This window comes from Brevibacterium oceani (genome assembly GCF_013623835.1).
Taxonomy (GTDB): Bacteria; Actinomycetota; Actinomycetes; order Actinomycetales; family Brevibacteriaceae; genus Brevibacterium; species Brevibacterium oceani.
Genome location: NZ_JABKDE010000010.1, coordinates 99,107 through 113,910, shown reverse-complemented (window position 1 = coordinate 113,910; position 14,804 = coordinate 99,107). Strand labels below are relative to the sequence as shown.

Here is a 14,804-nt window from a genome sequence, read left to right as displayed (position 1 = left end):
TCGAGTCCACGGATCGCGATATCGCTTTCGCGGATCCCACCCCGCCGCCGAACGCGGTGAGGGCCTTCGCCTCCGAGAGGAGCAGAGAGTCCATGAGCGACGAGAAGAAGAACCTGCCGACGAACGAACCGGAACAGGACACCGAGGACGCGCAGCAGATCGAGAGCTCCGCCGTCGGCGTCAGCGCAGAGACAGACGCAGAAGGCAGTTCCCAGACGCCTGAGGAACGACTCCGGCGCATCGCCGAGGACCACGAGGTGCCGATCGAGCGGGACCCCGAAGAGGCTCAGGCCAAGGCCGAGGGGACCTCCCCCGACAAAGACCGAGACATCAGCGGTGGAGACACGAACGAAGAAGAGGACGACTCCGTGGAGCCGCCGGACTGATTCGGCGCCCAGACAGACTCATCACGTGATCGCGCTCCGACGTGGGCTGGTCGCGCTTCGATGTGGGCGGGTCGCGCTTCCGACGTGGCGGGATCGCGCTTCGATGCCCCGGAGTCCACGATGCAAGAACTCCGTGGACTGGACTGTGACAGGTGGCCGAGGTTTGGCAAGGTAGAAGAATGACTACTCGCGCCGGCCAGTTGGCCCAGGATCGGGATCTCGTGGACATCCCCGCCCTCCTCGACTCGTACCATGATCTGATCCCCGACCCTTCAGTGCCGTCGCAGGCCGTGAGCTTCGGAACCTCGGGGCATCGCGGTTCGAGCTTCAATCGGTCATTCAACGAGGCGCACATCGCCGCCATCACCGCCGCCATCGTCGATTTCCGCCGCGACAAGGGCATCCGCGGGCCGATCTTCCTCGGCCGCGACACCCATGCCCTGAGTGAGCCTGCGTTCCTCACCGTCCTCGAGGTGCTCGCCGCCGCCGAGGTGCCCGCTCTCATCGACGAACGCGACGGTTTCACGCCGACTCCGGCCGTCTCGCATGCGATCCTCGGCTTCAACGCGGGGAAGTCGCGTGAGGACGCGCAGGCCGACGGCATCATCGTCACCCCCAGCCACAACCCGCCCGCCGACGGCGGCATCAAGTACAACCCACCGCACGGCGGACCCGCCGGAACCGAGACGACGACGTGGATCGCCGAACGCGCCAACGCCTACCTCGTCGACGGGTGGGAGAAGATTCCGCGCACCGCCTTCCAACGGGCCTTCCATCTGGGGAACACCGAGAACTTCGACTACGTCTCGAACTACGTCGACGACCTCGGGTCCGTCATCGACCTCGACATCATCCGCTCCTCCGGGCTGAAGATCGGCGCCGATCCGCTCGGCGGAGCCAGCGTCGACTATTGGGCGGCAATCGCCGAGGACTACGACCTCAACCTCGATGTCGTCCACCCCGACGTCGACCCCACCTGGTCGTTCATGACCTTGGACTGGGATGAGAACATCCGCATGGACTGCTCCTCGCCGTTCGCGATGGCCGGGCTCATCGCCTCGCGCGGCGACTACGACATCGCCACCGGCAACGATGCCGATGCCGACCGCCACGGCATCGTCACTCCCGATGCGGGCCTGATGAACCCCAACCACTATCTGGCCGCCGCCATCGACTACCTGCTCGACTCTCGCACCGGCTGGCCGACCGGTGCCGGAATCGGCAAGACCCTGGTCACCTCGTCGATCGTCGACCGCATCGTCTCGGCCCACGACAGGTCGCTGTTCGAAGTGCCCGTCGGGTTCAAGTGGTTCGTCCCCGGGCTCCTCGACTCGACACTGGCCTTCGGTGGTGAGGAATCGGCAGGAGCCTCATTCCTACGCCGCGACGGTCGGGTGTGGTCGACGGACAAGGACGGCATCATCCTCGCCCTGCTCGCCGCCGAGATGACCGCGAAGACGGGCCAGACCCCCTCGCAGCGCTACGCCGGCCTGGCCGCCAACTACGGCACCAGCGCCTATGCCCGTCAGGACGCACCTGCCACCCGCGAACAGAAGGCCCGGCTCGGTGCCCTCGATGCCGGCCAGGTGAGCGCGAAGACCGTCGGCGGCGAAGCGGTCACCTCGGTGCTCACCTCGGCGCCGGGGAACAACGCTCCGATCGGCGGACTCAAGGTCACCACGGACAACTCTTGGTTCGCGGTGCGCCCCTCGGGCACGGAAGACGTCTACAAGATCTACGCCGAGTCCCTGCGCAACGAAGACCACCTGCGGGCCGTCCAGCACGACGCCCGGACCCTCGTCGACGGGGTGCTCGGCAAGTAGCGATCGGGGTACAGCCTGCGAGTCCGCGCTTGTGCGTGCTCACTCCTCTCGCGCTCTCATCGGCGGAGCAGCAGCCCGAGTGTCGGACCTGCGCCCGCCCGCGCTCTCACTCATCCGTCCGGTCGACGATCGCGTCGTGCACGACGCGTTCTGCGGCGTAACCGGTAAGTGAGCGACCGCGCCCCGCAACAGACGAGGTCGACCATGGGGCCGCCTCGGCGCGCAAGTCATTATCGAGGATGTGAGCGGTCACGATCGCGTATCGCTGCTTGATCGGAAATGTCGCAATGAAACCCGCCGGCGAGGTCGTGGCGGCCTCGCCGACTGCCTCGTCGAAGTCGCTCGATCCCCGCTGTCGCAGGCCTTCTGCTCCGCACCCAACTGCGATTCCTGCGGTTGTGTTTCACCGCTGTCGCGCAACTGCAACAGTGCTGTCTTCATGCCGTTACCGGCTGTGAGTTCGTTCCCAGTGATCGTTGCCGCGGCCTCAGATTCGGTCGGAATACTGATCCCCGTCAAAGGCATGCCGCCGAGCCCTACCGCTGGTCGGTGGCAGCACATGAGAAGAAGGGATCGACACAATGAAGACCACCATCCGCAATCGCGCAGCCGCCCTGGGAATCGCCACCTTCGCCGGACTCACCGGCGTCGGGCTCGCAACTGGACCGGCCATGGCCGCCGATGCTTCCGGCGCCGACTCGTCGAGCCAGTCGGCTGCCTCGGACGTCGATACGCAGTCCGTCTACTACCCGACCGATACGGTCAAGTATGCCGATGAGCTCGTCCGCGCATGGGGACAGGGCGCCACGGACCGCGTCGAAGCTTTCGCCTCACCGCAGGTCGCCGAGGAACTGGCCGAGCACGGCGATGACAACGTCACCCACTGGGACCGGGTCGGTGCAGAAGGCGCTGCGGGAACGACGTACGTCGACTACGAGAACACAGTGACCGGCGAAAAGATGAGCCTCGGAGTCGCCAATGAAGCCGTGTCCAACCCCGACAACGAGTGGGGCACACCCAACGGAGTCCATAAGGTCCAGTTCGAAGACTGACACGGCCTCGAAGTCTGCAACAGCTTCGACGATTGCCACGATGCTGACGAAAAGGTCACCGCCGACAGTCCGAACCAGACGAACCCCGCACCAGGCCATTCCTGGAGCGGGGTTCGTCGTGTGGAAGGCCGGCGGGCATAATGCCCGCATTCGCGGCCACGGTCGGCCACCTCGGCGAGAGTATGACGACAGCCCCGCACCAGACCGAACTGGTACGGGGCTGTCGTCTGCGCCGCGAGCGTCTACAGGTGCGCCTCCGGGGCGTTCTGCACATAGTCGGCGACGGTGTCGTTCTTGAACGAGTCGCGGAGCTTCTTCAGCTCGTCCTCGTCGACGTTGACGATCGACTGACCGTCCGGGGAGGTGCCGACGCCGGCGACGGGAGCGGTGAAGAATTCGATGTCACCAGGGCGGACGTCGCGCATGTCGAAGGCGGTCGAGGAGATGTACTTCGCGTCCAGGCCGGAATCGACGTACATGTACGGGGCGAAGTTCTTCACCATGTCCTGGATCTTCTTCGGATTCGACAAGGTGTCGGCGGAGATGATCTCGTTCGTCAGCCCGCGGATGAACGCCTGCTGGTTGCGCGCGCGCTGGAAGTCGCCGTCCTTGAAGGACTTGCGCTCGCGCACGAAGGTCAGCGCCTCGTCGCCGCCCAAGACGTTCTCGCCCTGGGTGAAGGTGTAGCCGTTCTTCTCGAAGGCCTGCTCGGAGTTCACGGTCACCCCGCCGAGGCTGTCGGTCAGTGCCTTGAATCCCTCGAAGTCAATGATCGCCACGTGATCGAGGTCCGTACCGATGAAGTCCGAGACCGTCGACACGGCCAGAGGTAGACCGCCGTAGGACAGGGCCGCGTTGATCTTCGCCTTGCCGTGGCCCTCGATGTCGACGTAGCTGTCGCGCGGGATCGACATGACCTGGACGTTGCCGCCGTCCTTGGGCAGGTGCATGACCATGATCGTGTCCGAGCGCAGGCCACGCGAATCGTTGACGTCGACATCGCTCATCGGCTCGTCCGAGCCGAGCAGCAGGATGTTCGTGCCGCCGTCCTGTCCGTCGCTCTTCTTCTGCTTGCCGAAGACCTGTTCATCGCTGAGCCGGTTGGCGTTGTCGTCGAAGGACCGTCCGACGTTCCACACATAGAGTCCGATGCCGAGCACACCGAGGATGACGATGATGAGCAGGACCACGAGGACCTTGCGCCAGACGCGCTTCTTCTTCCGCGGTCGCTGCTGTTCTTCGGGTTGGTGGTCGAAGAGATCGTCGAAGGTGGTGTTGTCCGTCATCGGCACTCCGGGGTTTCGGGGCGGCGCATCACGCCGGGAAAGTGGGCAATCCCGCCTATTGTATAGCGGCCGGGGTGACTCAGTTCTCACATCCGCAACACTCCCTGCGCCCGACCGTGCGGTCGCACGAGAGGGCAGGGCCACCTCGGCGAGGGTGTTCGTCCTTGTCAGCGCCCGTGCACGCGTCCCGGCGAGCCCTTCGGTCGCCGATGATCGCATTGTGATCGAACGGTGATCTCACCGGCGCCGAGGTGAGGCGACTCACCAGTAATAACGCAGAGTTCACCTGGCCGACGTTCGGGGCGCTCGGTAGACTTTCCTGGTGTTCAACAACTATCGGGAAATTCTGTCGCTTCCCGGTGCTCTCAAGTTCTCCTTGGCCGGTCTCGTCGCCCGGATGCCCATCGCCGTGCTGGGACTGGGAATCGTCCTGTTCATCCAGGGCGTGACCGGATCCTATGGTCTGGCGGGCATCGTCTCCGCCGTGTACATGATCGTCCAAGCCCTTGCCGGCCCCGGGATCGCGCGGCTCGTCGACCGCCACGGGCAGTCGCGGGTCATGGCACCCATCGTCGTCATCCACCTCGCGGCACTGACGCTGCTCATCGTCTCCGTCTACGGCGACTGGTGGCCGGGACTCATCTTCGCCTTCGCCGGCATGGGCGGCGCCACTGTCGGCTCCGTCGGTTCGCTCGTGCGTTCGCGCTGGTCACACCTCGTGGATACGCCGAAGAAGCTGCAGACCGCGTTCTCGTGGGAGTCCGTCGCCGATGAGCTGATGTTCGTCTCCGGGCCCGTGCTGGCCACGGTGCTCGCGACCGCGGTGTGGCCGCCGGCGGGCATCATCCTCTCGATGATTACCGTGGGTGTGGGCTCGCTGCTTCTCTACATCCAGAAGGCGACCGAACCGCCGCCGGTCGAGCGGACGACCGAAGCCAAAGGGCACGTGGTCTCGAACCCGGGCATCCTTGCGATCATCTTCGTCAACATCTTCCTCGGCGTGAACTTCGGTGCGATCGACGTCATCGCCGTCGCCTTCGCCGACGAACTCGGCGTGAAGTCCACGGCCGGTGTGCTGCTGTCCTGCCTGGCACTGGGATCGCTGGTGTCCGGGGCGCTGTACGGGGCTCGGAATTGGAAGGCCGCCGTGCACCACCGCTTCGGTGTCGCGGTGTCTGCCTTGGCAGTCGGCGCGTGCCTGATGCTGCTGGCGAATTCGATGGTCACCTACGGCATCATCTTGGTCGTCGTCGGGTCGGCGATCGCCCCGAGCCTCATCGGCGCGAACTCCGTCATCGAACAGCTCGCCCCGCCTCGTCGCCTCACCGAGGCCTTCGCATGGCTCGGGACCTCGCTGGGCTTCGGCGTCGCCTTCGGTTCGGCGATCGCCGGCAACATCATCGACGCCGCCGATGCGAAGACTGCGATGCTGCTGCCCGCCGGGTGCGCGGTGCTGGGAGCCGTGATTGCACTGTCGCTGCTCAAGCTGCTCAATCCTTCCCGGTCGAGCCACGAGGTGCGGCTGGAGAAGGACCGCCGGAGGGTCAAGGTCGAGGAGTAGTTCGGCGGCCTCGTCGTTGGGGCCGGGGCTGGGGCTGAATCCTTCACCGGTAGCGCGAAAACACCCCGTTGCAACGGGGTGTTTTGTCGTTTCCGGTGAGGGATGCTCACGCTCGAGCCCAACTCGACCCCATCACGGCCCACACGATCGGCCCGGTCCGCGAGCAAAACTGCGCAGCCACCTCGGCGATGTCAAAGATCATTGACATACTGATGTCAAGCATGTTTTACTTTTAGATGTAAAGAGAAGTTGACATCAAGGAGCCCCATGGAAGTTCAGTCCTCGGACCTCAAACAGGTTCGCAAGGCCGCTGGGCTCACCCAGGCCCAGCTCGCACAGCTCACCGGGGTCTCGCGCCAGACGATCATCGCGACCGAACGCGGCGACTACGCACCCAGCGTCTACCTGGCTCTGCGCATCGCCCGAGCCGTAGGCACCACAGTCGAAGAGATCTTCTCGCTACAGGAGGAAGACCGATGAACACCACGAGCAACAAGAAACAGCCGACCAACGAAATCGCCGACAGGATCGCCGGTTTCCACGATCCGTCCATGGGCGATGAACGCGAGCGTGATGTCATCCTGCGCGCCTATACCTTCGGCGCCGTCGTCTCGACCTATGTGTTCTTCGCACTCGGACTCATCTTCGCCATCCTCGGCGCAGGAATGTGGAGCGCACTCATCGTCCTCGGATCCATGGTGACGAGCGTCGTCATTTCAGCCTACTGCAAGCGCGAGAATGTGGACTTCTCGATGTCGATGGCTCGCGTCTCGCCGAAACGTCTGATCATCGGCAACATCGTGGGGGCAGTATTCGCCATCCTTTGGGTGGGTGCAGTCGTCTTCCACCTGAGCGAGGGATATCCGCTCATCGATGCAGGCATGGGAGCAAGCGCTACTCTCGGCGCCTCAGTCAGTGCGTACAGCATCGTGTTCGGTGCGGCGTTCGGCTTCATCGCAGCACTCACCCTGATGAGGATCTCCCGAGTACGCAAGATCAAGGAAGCCCGCGCCGAGGCGGCCGCCGCCGATGAGGTCGCAGACGTGGACTGAGGCGGTACGCTGGGCGGCCGGCAGCATCCTTTGCCGACGGCATCCGTCACCACGAGCGAGTCATCGCACCGTTGGTGACGCATCCGGCACCGTGAGCGGCACACCACCCCGTTGCACCGGGGTGGTGTGCCGCTCAGTGTATGAAATGCGGGAGGCTTTCCCCGAGGGCGGCGCCGAGGGCCGCGCTAAGAGCCCGCGCTCACGCCCAGTTCTTGTGCGGGGAGGTCTCGCCGACGCCGGGGTTGAAGACGTTGCAGGGGTCGAGCTCCTTGAAGTGCGCCTCCATCGTCTCCGGCACATGGTAGAGCCTGCCGTAGTTGTGCTCGGCGGGAACGGCCGCACCCCGAGCCTCGAGCAACTCCATCATCTGCTTCTTGAGCGCCACCGGATCGACGCCCTTCTTCGCCACATGGTCCTGGTGGAGGACGTGGCAGAAGAAGTGGCCGTAATACGAGCTGATGTGCAGCTGATCGGCGATCTCGTCGGGCAGCACCTCGAGCCAGTCCTCCTCGTCTCGACGCAGCGCGACGTCGAAGGTGATCATCTCCGAGGAGTCCTCGCGGTTGAGGTTGAAGTACCGAGTGGCGGCACTGGCGGCACCGAAGCGATGGAGCATTGCGGACTTCGCCTCATCGGCCGTGCAGATGAAAAAGTCCCCCTCATGGGCCGCCTCGGCGAAGAAGGAGCTGAGGAATTCTTCGGTCCCAGCTTTCTCACTGCCTGCGACGACGAGCAGCAGGTGATGCTCGAAGCGGTCGCGGAACTCGAGCATCCGCTTCGGCAGCTGCTGCGGCAAGAGTCCGAAAGCGCGCTGGGCGATCGTGTCGGCGACGGTCTCGCCGAAGAACGGCATCTTCGCGAACACCCCGTTGGCCCAGTTCTTCAGCGCGAAGAGCTTGATCTGCTCGCGGCCGCCGGCGTGCTTGACGGACACGAACGTGTCCTTGCCGTACTTCTCCGCGAGGTCGAAGGACGGTCGACCCATGTACTCTCCCGAGATCGGCAACGGTCGATCCGAGGTCAGGATCGCCCGGCGCAGCTCTTCGAGTTCGGCCGGACTGTTCGTGCCGATGTAGAACGTCGTCGTGTCCTTGACCTTGGGAAACGTACGGGTGCGCACGGCGAAGACCATGAGCTTGCCCGCAGACCCCGAGGCCTCGTGGAGGAACTTCGGGTTCGCGTTGTACCGTGCCGGGGAGTCGGTGATCTCGCGGACGTGGTCGGCGTAGTCGGTCTCAAAGGTGTCCTCGGGCGGCGGGGTGACGTCGGAGGGGTCCCAGTGTCCGCGCTGGAGTTTGTCGAGGATGTGCGCGGGATCCTCGCCGAGGCTGATGCCCAGATGGTTGACGAGTTCGAGTTTGCCGTCGGCGGTGACGCGGGCGAAGATCGCATGCTCGGTGAAGGCCGGGCCCTTGCGGATCTGGCTGCCGCCGGAGTTGTTCGCGATGCCGCCAATAACCGAAGCGCCGATCGAGGATGACCCGATGACCGAATGCGGCTCGCGATCGTGCGCGGCGAGTTCGTCCTCGAGTTCGTAGAGCGTCGATCCGGCCAGGCACACGGCCTCGCGGGCGTCGTTGATGAGGTGGATCTGGTTGATGCGCAGGGTCGAGATGATGACGATCTCGCGGTCGTAGTCCTGATCGCCGGGCCCTGATCCCCCGGTCAGGCCGGTGTTCGCCGACTGCGGGATGACGATGAGGTCGTGATCGACGCACACCTGCAGCGCCCGCCACATATCGACGAGGCTGCCGGGCCGCAGCACGGCAAGCACGTTGCCGCCGCCGAAGCGGTTGCCCTTCGCGTACGATGCGGTCGCCCGCGCCGAGGTGAGCACGTGGCGTGGGCCCATGATGTCGATGAAGGCGCTGACCGCCGGGGTCGGTTCTTCACGTGTGCGTCCGAGCATGTTCTCGACCTCTCTGCCGGGGTTGCGGTCTGGTGCCATCCTAGTTTGTGGTCTCGTAGCCGTCAGCCCTCGTTGATGGATTCGCAAGCCACTGCCTCGACGTATTCAGAGGAAGATCGACCAGATATAGACGAGCCCGAGTCCGACGACGCTTCCGACACTCGTTGTCACGCTCACGGACTTCACCGCACCTTTCGTCGTTTGACCAAGCATTGTTTTGACCATCCAGAAGAAGTTGCTGTGCACGGTCATAAGGAACAGTGAGCCGGAGGCGGCCGCAAGCGCAATGAGCACCGGATCAACCCCGGTCGAGGCAGCGACGGGAGCGAGGAACCCGGCAGCCGTGATCGAGGCGACAGACACGGATCCGATTGCCGTGTGCAGGACCACCGCAAGCAGCCAGGCCAGAAGGATCGGCGACGCGGCGTCGGCTTCGAACATGCCTCCCAAGATGTCTCCCAATCCGATGGACTTCACCATCTCGGCCAAGGAACCGCCCAGACCCGTAAGGGCCAAGATCTCTCCGCTCGCGGCGAATCCCGACTTAAGAGTCGTCGTCACGCATTCATGGTCCCTGTGCACGAGAAGGAGCACATAGGCCATGAAAGTCGCGCAGAACATGGCAATAGTCGGAGCACCGAAGAAATCCATGATCGGTATGTCGATCGACAAGTTCGTCAGAATCGACTCGGAGGCGATGAGGACGAGCGCAACGAAAACCGGGCTGATCGTCAGCCACAGGGGAAGGCGCCGAGGCGCGTCCTCCTCGGGCGCAGAATCGTCGACTGGGCCTGCGTAGGTTTCCTCATCGGTCGCGGCGTTCCAGAAACCGAAGCGAAGGAACAGCGTCTTCATGATGGCGATGGTGATGATGATGCCGAGGATTGCGGTGATGATGCCGAATGCCAGGAATCGCGGGATAGGGATCTCGAGCAGAGAGCTCAGTGCCAGTGATCCGACGCTCGGGATCATCATGGTCAATCCGAACAGGATGCCTGCGCACATCGCCGCCGAGATGATTCCGGTGCCCGCCCGTCCGATTCGTCCGGCGACCGATCGCCCGACGGGCGCAGTGATGACGAAGATCACGTCGGAGAAGATCGACTGCAGCACGGTTCCGCTCGTCACGCCAAGCGCATAGGGCGCGAATCTCTTACCCGAAACAGCCATCAACGCGGCGACCAATCCCTCGATCGCGCCGAGTTTGGCCAACAGCTTTCCGAGCAGAACGCCGAAGACGATGAGCAGCCCGATCTCGGCCATGATGTTGCCGAAACCGGTGGCTATGATCTCCGTGGTCGGGCCGAAGCCCTGACCGGTCACCAGCCCCAAGTACCCGGCGCCGATCAGCAGCGCGAAGAGCGGGTTGACCTTCAGCGCCAGAATCAGAACGATGACTCCGGCCACGGTGATGAGGGTGTGCAGTACTGTCAGCCAATCGGCCATTGTCAGAAACTCCTGATTCTTCGTTGAATCCGAACCGAGGGGCGGGTCCACGCCTGGTGCTGTTGTCCTGTGCTCGGGCTCAGTCTCGAGCTTCGAGCCACTGCGCGGATCGCGCTGTCCCTCCGGGGAGGGTGTCCAAGAACTCTCTGGCGAAGGTGTCGTGACCGTGGCTGCTGATGGCCTCAAGCGCCCGGTTGACGTCGCCGGACAGAACGGCGGTGCGCAGTTCCCGGTGTCTGGCAACGTTCTCGCTCGGAGTCTCGACCGAGTTGAGACGACGGAGATTCAGTGACATGCAGAGCTTGACCTGCATGGTGATCTGTCGATAACTGGCGACGATCCGGGAATTGCCGCAGAGTCTGACCAGCTCGGTGTGAAAGGCGTAGCTGGCTTGGATCCGACCGAACTCGTCGTCACCTTTCTCGAACTCATCTGCGAGCCGATCGAGTGCGGCGTCCAACTCTGTCGTGTCCACTTCGGCGATGTCGTCGGTGAACCGGTAGAGGTGGGTGACGGCCATCTGCTCGAGCCCCTCCCGGAAAGTGAGGATTTCGAAGACGTCGTTCTGACTGAGGCTGGCGACCCTAACCCCGGCCCGCGGACGGCGGACGACGAGCCCGGACCCTTCGAGAATCCTCAGGCCCTCGCGCACCGGAGCCCGGGAGACGCCGAGGCGACTGCAGAGATGTTCTTCCACCACGCGATCGTCAGGTCCGATTTCTCCGCGGAACACCAGTTCGCTGATCTTGACCGCCGCGAGCTCCGCCAAGCTCGGACTGTCGATGAGCGAGTCCGTCGCCTGTGATGGTGCCGTCATCTCGATGCCCTTCCATTCTCCTGCGAGTGCCTCCCCGGTGATGTGCAACTCGCTTGCTGATAGCCTATTGTAGACAATCGACAGTGATATGCAACACAGTGAGGTGGACACCATGATCCCGACGACCACAGATGCGACGTCCTCCCCGACGGACTCCCCCGGCCCCCTCGCAGGGATCACAGTCCTCGAGGTCGGCGTCTTCATCGCCGGACCGTACGCGACGATGCAGCTCGCCGATATGGGCGCGCGAGTGATCAAGATCGAAACACCCGGCACAGGGGATGCGACTCGAGCTTCAGGACCACATATCGACGACGAGTCCAGCCCTTTCATGCGGCTCAATCGGAACAAAGAATCCATCGCCCTCGACCTCAAATCTGAGGAGGGCCGCTCCTCGTTCACCGCGCTCCTCGACACCGCAGACGTTCTCGTCGAGAACCTGCGACCAGGATCACTGAAGAAGATGGGTCTCGGATACGACGACCTCAAGGACGACCATCCTGGGCTCATTTATGCCTCCGCGTCCGGTTGGGGGCAGGACGGCCCTCTCGCGCCGCTGGCCGGTCTCGACATCATGGCCCAGGCCCGGTCAGGACTCATGAGCATCACCGGGTTCCCCGACCAGCCCCCGGTCAAGGTCGGGGTGCCGATCTGCGACCTCACGACCGCCCTCTACATGGCCCTCGGCATCGTATCCGCGCTCTTCGAGCGGAAGGCTTCAGGCCGGGGCCAGCATCTCGACGTCTCGCTCTTCGAATCGGCTGTCTCTTTGGCAGTGTGGGAAGCTGGCAGCTACTACGGTGCGGGAACTGTCGGTCGCCCCAACGGATCGGCCCATCAGGCTCAGGCCCCTTACCAAGCGGTATCTGCCAAAGACGGCTATGTCACCATCGGGGCAAACACCCAAGCTACCTGGCTGCGCTTCTGCTCGGCGTTCGATCTCGCTTTCCTCGAGGAGAACGAGCTGTTCTCCGCACCGGCGAAGCGACTGGAGAACAGAGAAGCACTCATCGCGATCATCGAAGAGAATTTCGCAGAACGAGAGGTCAGGGAGATCCTCGAGGAGATGAACAGAGTCGGCGTTCCCGCGGCTCCCATCAACGACTTCGGGCAGGTATTCAACGACGACCACCTCAACGCTCGCGGATACTTCTGGGACTCACAACACCCCACTCTCGGAACGGTCAGACAGCTGGGCAATCCGATGCGATTCTCACGTTCACAGCTCACCCACGGCACCGCCGGACCCTCTCTGGGGGCCGATACGGACAGAATCCTCGAAGAAATCTCGCCACGGATCGGATCAGCACAGAAAGCGGAGGTCCAGCGATGACGACAACCGACGTACTCACCGAGGAGCGCGATTCCGCACTCCACGTCACCTTCAACCGGCCCGAGGCTCGGAACGCGATGACCTGGGAGATGTACCAGGCTCTCGCCGATGCGGCAGTGAGAGCGGATGAGGACCCCGACATTCGAGCACTCGTCCTTCGCGGAGCCGGCGGTCGGGCTTTCGTAGCAGGCACGGACATTGCACAGTTCAGGGGGTTCACGGGCGAGGACGGCGTCGCCTATGAGAAACGGATCGACGAGGTGCTCAGCGTGCTTGCGGCAGTCGCCAAACCTGTGGTCGCGATCGTCGACGGGCACTGCGTCGGCGGCGGCCTGGGAATCGCAACGTGTGCGGACGTCCGCATCGCTTCTCCCACAGCATCGTTTTCGGTCCCAATCGCCAAGACACTAGGGAACACCTTGTCGGCGAGCACACTTCGCAGACTTGTGCGCACCTTCGGCGAACCGCGTGTAAAGTCCATGCTTCTCACTGCGAGGCGGGTCGATGCTCAGGAGGCACTGGTTAGCGGCTTCCTCACCGCCGTGGAGGACGACCTCGATACTGCCGCCGAACAGACCGTCGCGAGCATCACCGGCGGTGCCCCGCTCACTCAGTGGTCGATCAAGGAGAACCTACGCCGACTCAACTCGTCAGACCCGGTCAAGGATGCGGACGTCATCGCCTCCGTCTATGGCAGTGAGGACTTTGCAGCCGCCGTCGAGTCATTCCTGTCGAAGACCCCGATGGAGTGGCGCGGACGCTGACGCGCTGATTTCAAGTGGTGAGCCCTCCGGTGCAAAGACCTTCCACTGCCGCGCTCAGTCCGGCGACTTCAGCCCCGCCGCATCGACCCCAGCGCCACGGCACCGAGGCTGAGCAGGCAGATCACCGCGACCCCGCCGAGGGAGATGCTGTAGCCCATGAGCGGCAGGAGCGCCGCGAGCACGGTCGGCAGCAGGAAGCCCGAGTAGGCGAGCGAGTAGTAGACGCCGGTGATTCCGGCGAGGTCGTCGGGTTCGGCGATGGCCTGGACGATAATGAGGCCGGAGACCACGCAGATGCCGTAGGCGAGTCCGAGGACGATCGCGACGACGAAGGCGAGGATCGGATCGGCGACGAGGGCGGCGATGACCGCGAGAATCATGCCGAGGCTCATCATGGCCAACCCGACGACGAGCCCGCGGCCACCGGTCCACCGATTGACCCGCGGGACGAGGTTCTGCACGAGCGCCCCGGCGCCGAGGGTGGCAACGGTGAGCACGGTCGCGTAGAGGGTCGTCCACTCCCCCAGCTCGTCCTGGACGAGAGCGGGCATGACCGCGTAGGCGATGCCGGCGGCGCCGAAGACCCAGGGGGCTGCGGGGATGATGAGGCGCACGAAGGTCCGGTGACCGACGAGCGGGATCCGCAGTCCCTGCCACCAGTGCTGCTGCGACCGGCGGTGCTTCGGCAGCGATTCGGGTGCGGCGAACACGATGATGAGCGCGACGAGGTTGAGCACTCCGTGAACCGCGTAGGGCGTCACCTCGGGCGCCGGTCCCCATTGGGCCAGGCATCCGGTGACCAAGGCGCCGAGGGCGAAGCCCAAGGTCAGGGTGAGTGCGGGGCGACGGGCGCCGGCGGTGATGCCGGCCTCGTGGTCGAAGGGCGGTGACGAGAGCTCTTTGATCCAGCTCGTGCCCACCGACATCGCGACGCCGACGCCGATTCCGGCGAGCACACGACCGACGCAGAGCAGCCAGAAGAGGTCGAAGCCGAGGGCGAGGAGGAGGCTGCCGAGGATCGCGGCGATCGTTCCGGCGATGAGAACCGGTTTGCGTCCGCGCCGATCCGACAGCGCCGAGGCGGCCAGGAGTCCGGGGATGAGTCCGCCCACGTACATACCCAGCAGCAGGTTCGCCTGCCAGACGGCGTAGCCGCCGTCTTCTTCGTACATGTGCACGAGCGGGGTGAAGTGGTTGCCGCCCCAGGCCAGCAGGAACATCGCGGGAGCCACTCGGAGCCATGCGCGACGCGGTGGGGTGGAGCCACCTCGGCGGGGGTGTGATTCTGTGTGGGTGCCAACGGTTTCGGCGGTCGGGGCGGTGGTGTCGGGAGCTGCGGTAGCTGTGGCTGGGGTGGCTGGCTCTGAGGTCATTG

Annotated in this window: 13 protein-coding genes; 8 read left to right on the top strand and 5 right to left on the bottom strand. The window is 64.2% G+C overall.

Annotated features, from left to right (window positions below; all coding sequences use genetic code 11):
• The first annotated feature begins 92 nt into the window (after positions 1-92).
• From HK401_RS18765 to HK401_RS18755, 3 genes are all read left to right on the top strand, one after another.
• Positions 93-386, top strand: a complete 294-nt coding sequence (locus tag HK401_RS18765) for a hypothetical protein (RefSeq protein ID WP_181276174.1) — start codon at positions 93-95, stop codon at positions 384-386.
• Between the two features lie 179 nt (positions 387-565).
• The gene (gene pgm, locus HK401_RS18760) at positions 566-2,209 is read left to right on the top strand and encodes a phosphoglucomutase (alpha-D-glucose-1,6-bisphosphate-dependent) (protein WP_181276173.1); all 1,644 of its coding nucleotides are present in this window, start codon (positions 566-568) and stop codon (positions 2,207-2,209) included.
• 581 nt (positions 2,210-2,790) lie between these two features.
• Positions 2,791-3,261 carry a hypothetical protein gene (locus HK401_RS18755; RefSeq protein WP_181276172.1) on the top strand — a complete coding sequence of 157 codons (471 nt, stop codon included), beginning with the start codon at positions 2,791-2,793 and terminating at the stop codon, positions 3,259-3,261.
• 242 nt (positions 3,262-3,503) lie between these two features.
• Here the strand turns inward: HK401_RS18755 and HK401_RS18750 are convergent, their stop codons facing one another.
• Positions 3,504-4,547 carry an LCP family protein gene (locus tag HK401_RS18750; RefSeq protein ID WP_181276171.1) on the bottom strand — a complete coding sequence of 348 codons (1,044 nt, stop codon included), beginning with the start codon at positions 4,545-4,547 and terminating at the stop codon, positions 3,504-3,506.
• A gap of 322 nt (positions 4,548-4,869) precedes the next feature.
• Here HK401_RS18750 and HK401_RS18745 point away from each other — a divergent pair, with 322 nt between their 5' ends.
• From HK401_RS18745 to HK401_RS18735, 3 genes are all read left to right on the top strand, one after another.
• The gene (locus HK401_RS18745; RefSeq protein ID WP_181276170.1) at positions 4,870-6,108 is read left to right on the top strand and encodes an MFS transporter; all 1,239 of its coding nucleotides are present in this window, start codon (positions 4,870-4,872) and stop codon (positions 6,106-6,108) included.
• A 267-nt stretch (positions 6,109-6,375) separates the two neighbouring features.
• Positions 6,376-6,588: a helix-turn-helix transcriptional regulator gene (locus HK401_RS18740; protein WP_181276169.1), complete on the top strand. Its 213-nt coding sequence runs from the start codon at positions 6,376-6,378 to the stop codon at positions 6,586-6,588.
• Positions 6,585-7,160 (top strand): hypothetical protein, encoded by a 576-nt coding sequence (locus HK401_RS18735; protein ID WP_181276168.1) that lies wholly within the window; start codon positions 6,585-6,587, stop codon positions 7,158-7,160. The genes HK401_RS18740 and HK401_RS18735 overlap by 4 nt, the downstream gene beginning before the upstream one ends.
• A 199-nt stretch (positions 7,161-7,359) precedes the next feature.
• Here the strand turns inward: HK401_RS18735 and dld are convergent, their stop codons facing one another.
• From dld to HK401_RS18720, 3 genes are all read right to left on the bottom strand, one after another.
• Complete coding sequence (gene dld, locus HK401_RS18730) at positions 7,360-9,069, bottom strand: D-lactate dehydrogenase (protein ID WP_181276211.1); 1,710 nt, start codon at positions 9,067-9,069, stop codon at positions 7,360-7,362.
• A 105-nt stretch (positions 9,070-9,174) separates the two neighbouring features.
• Entirely contained in the window at positions 9,175-10,515 is a 1,341-nt protein-coding gene (locus tag HK401_RS18725; protein ID WP_181276167.1) for a GntP family permease, read from the bottom strand.
• Between the two features lie 79 nt (positions 10,516-10,594).
• Positions 10,595-11,332 carry a GntR family transcriptional regulator gene (locus HK401_RS18720; protein ID WP_181276166.1) on the bottom strand — a complete coding sequence of 246 codons (738 nt, stop codon included), beginning with the start codon at positions 11,330-11,332 and terminating at the stop codon, positions 10,595-10,597.
• A gap of 112 nt (positions 11,333-11,444) precedes the next feature.
• On the opposite strand from HK401_RS18720, the gene HK401_RS18715 reads away from it, so the two are divergent.
• Together HK401_RS18715 and HK401_RS18710 are read left to right on the top strand one after the other, a co-directional pair.
• Positions 11,445-12,665 carry a CaiB/BaiF CoA transferase family protein gene (locus HK401_RS18715; protein WP_181276165.1) on the top strand — a complete coding sequence of 407 codons (1,221 nt, stop codon included), beginning with the start codon at positions 11,445-11,447 and terminating at the stop codon, positions 12,663-12,665.
• Complete coding sequence (locus HK401_RS18710) at positions 12,662-13,429, top strand: enoyl-CoA hydratase (RefSeq protein WP_181276164.1); 768 nt, start codon at positions 12,662-12,664, stop codon at positions 13,427-13,429. Before HK401_RS18715 ends, HK401_RS18710 begins: the two co-directional genes overlap by 4 nt.
• Before the next feature lie 68 nt (positions 13,430-13,497).
• On the opposite strand, the gene HK401_RS18705 is transcribed toward HK401_RS18710, so the two are convergent.
• Positions 13,498-14,802: an MFS transporter gene (locus tag HK401_RS18705; RefSeq protein WP_258234331.1), complete on the bottom strand. Its 1,305-nt coding sequence runs from the start codon at positions 14,800-14,802 to the stop codon at positions 13,498-13,500.
• Between the last annotated feature and the right edge of the window lie 2 nt (positions 14,803-14,804).

Coding starts and splice junctions, on each gene's coding strand:
- HK401_RS18740 (WP_181276169.1), top strand. CDS start 6,376: ATGGAAGTTCAGTCCTCGGACCTCAAACAGGTTCGCAAGGCCGCTGGG.
- HK401_RS18750 (WP_181276171.1), bottom strand. CDS start 4,547: ATGACGGACAACACCACCTTCGACGATCTCTTCGACCACCAACCCGAA.
- HK401_RS18710 (WP_181276164.1), top strand. CDS start 12,662: ATGACGACAACCGACGTACTCACCGAGGAGCGCGATTCCGCACTCCAC.
- HK401_RS18715 (WP_181276165.1), top strand. CDS start 11,445: ATGATCCCGACGACCACAGATGCGACGTCCTCCCCGACGGACTCCCCC.
- dld (WP_181276211.1), bottom strand. CDS start 9,069: ATGCTCGGACGCACACGTGAAGAACCGACCCCGGCGGTCAGCGCCTTC.
- HK401_RS18735 (WP_181276168.1), top strand. CDS start 6,585: ATGAACACCACGAGCAACAAGAAACAGCCGACCAACGAAATCGCCGAC.
- HK401_RS18755 (WP_181276172.1), top strand. CDS start 2,791: ATGAAGACCACCATCCGCAATCGCGCAGCCGCCCTGGGAATCGCCACC.
- pgm (WP_181276173.1), top strand. CDS start 566: ATGACTACTCGCGCCGGCCAGTTGGCCCAGGATCGGGATCTCGTGGAC.
- HK401_RS18725 (WP_181276167.1), bottom strand. CDS start 10,515: ATGGCCGATTGGCTGACAGTACTGCACACCCTCATCACCGTGGCCGGA.
- HK401_RS18705 (WP_258234331.1), bottom strand. CDS start 14,802: ATGACCTCAGAGCCAGCCACCCCAGCCACAGCTACCGCAGCTCCCGAC.
- HK401_RS18720 (WP_181276166.1), bottom strand. CDS start 11,332: ATGACGGCACCATCACAGGCGACGGACTCGCTCATCGACAGTCCGAGC.
- HK401_RS18765 (WP_181276174.1), top strand. CDS start 93: ATGAGCGACGAGAAGAAGAACCTGCCGACGAACGAACCGGAACAGGAC.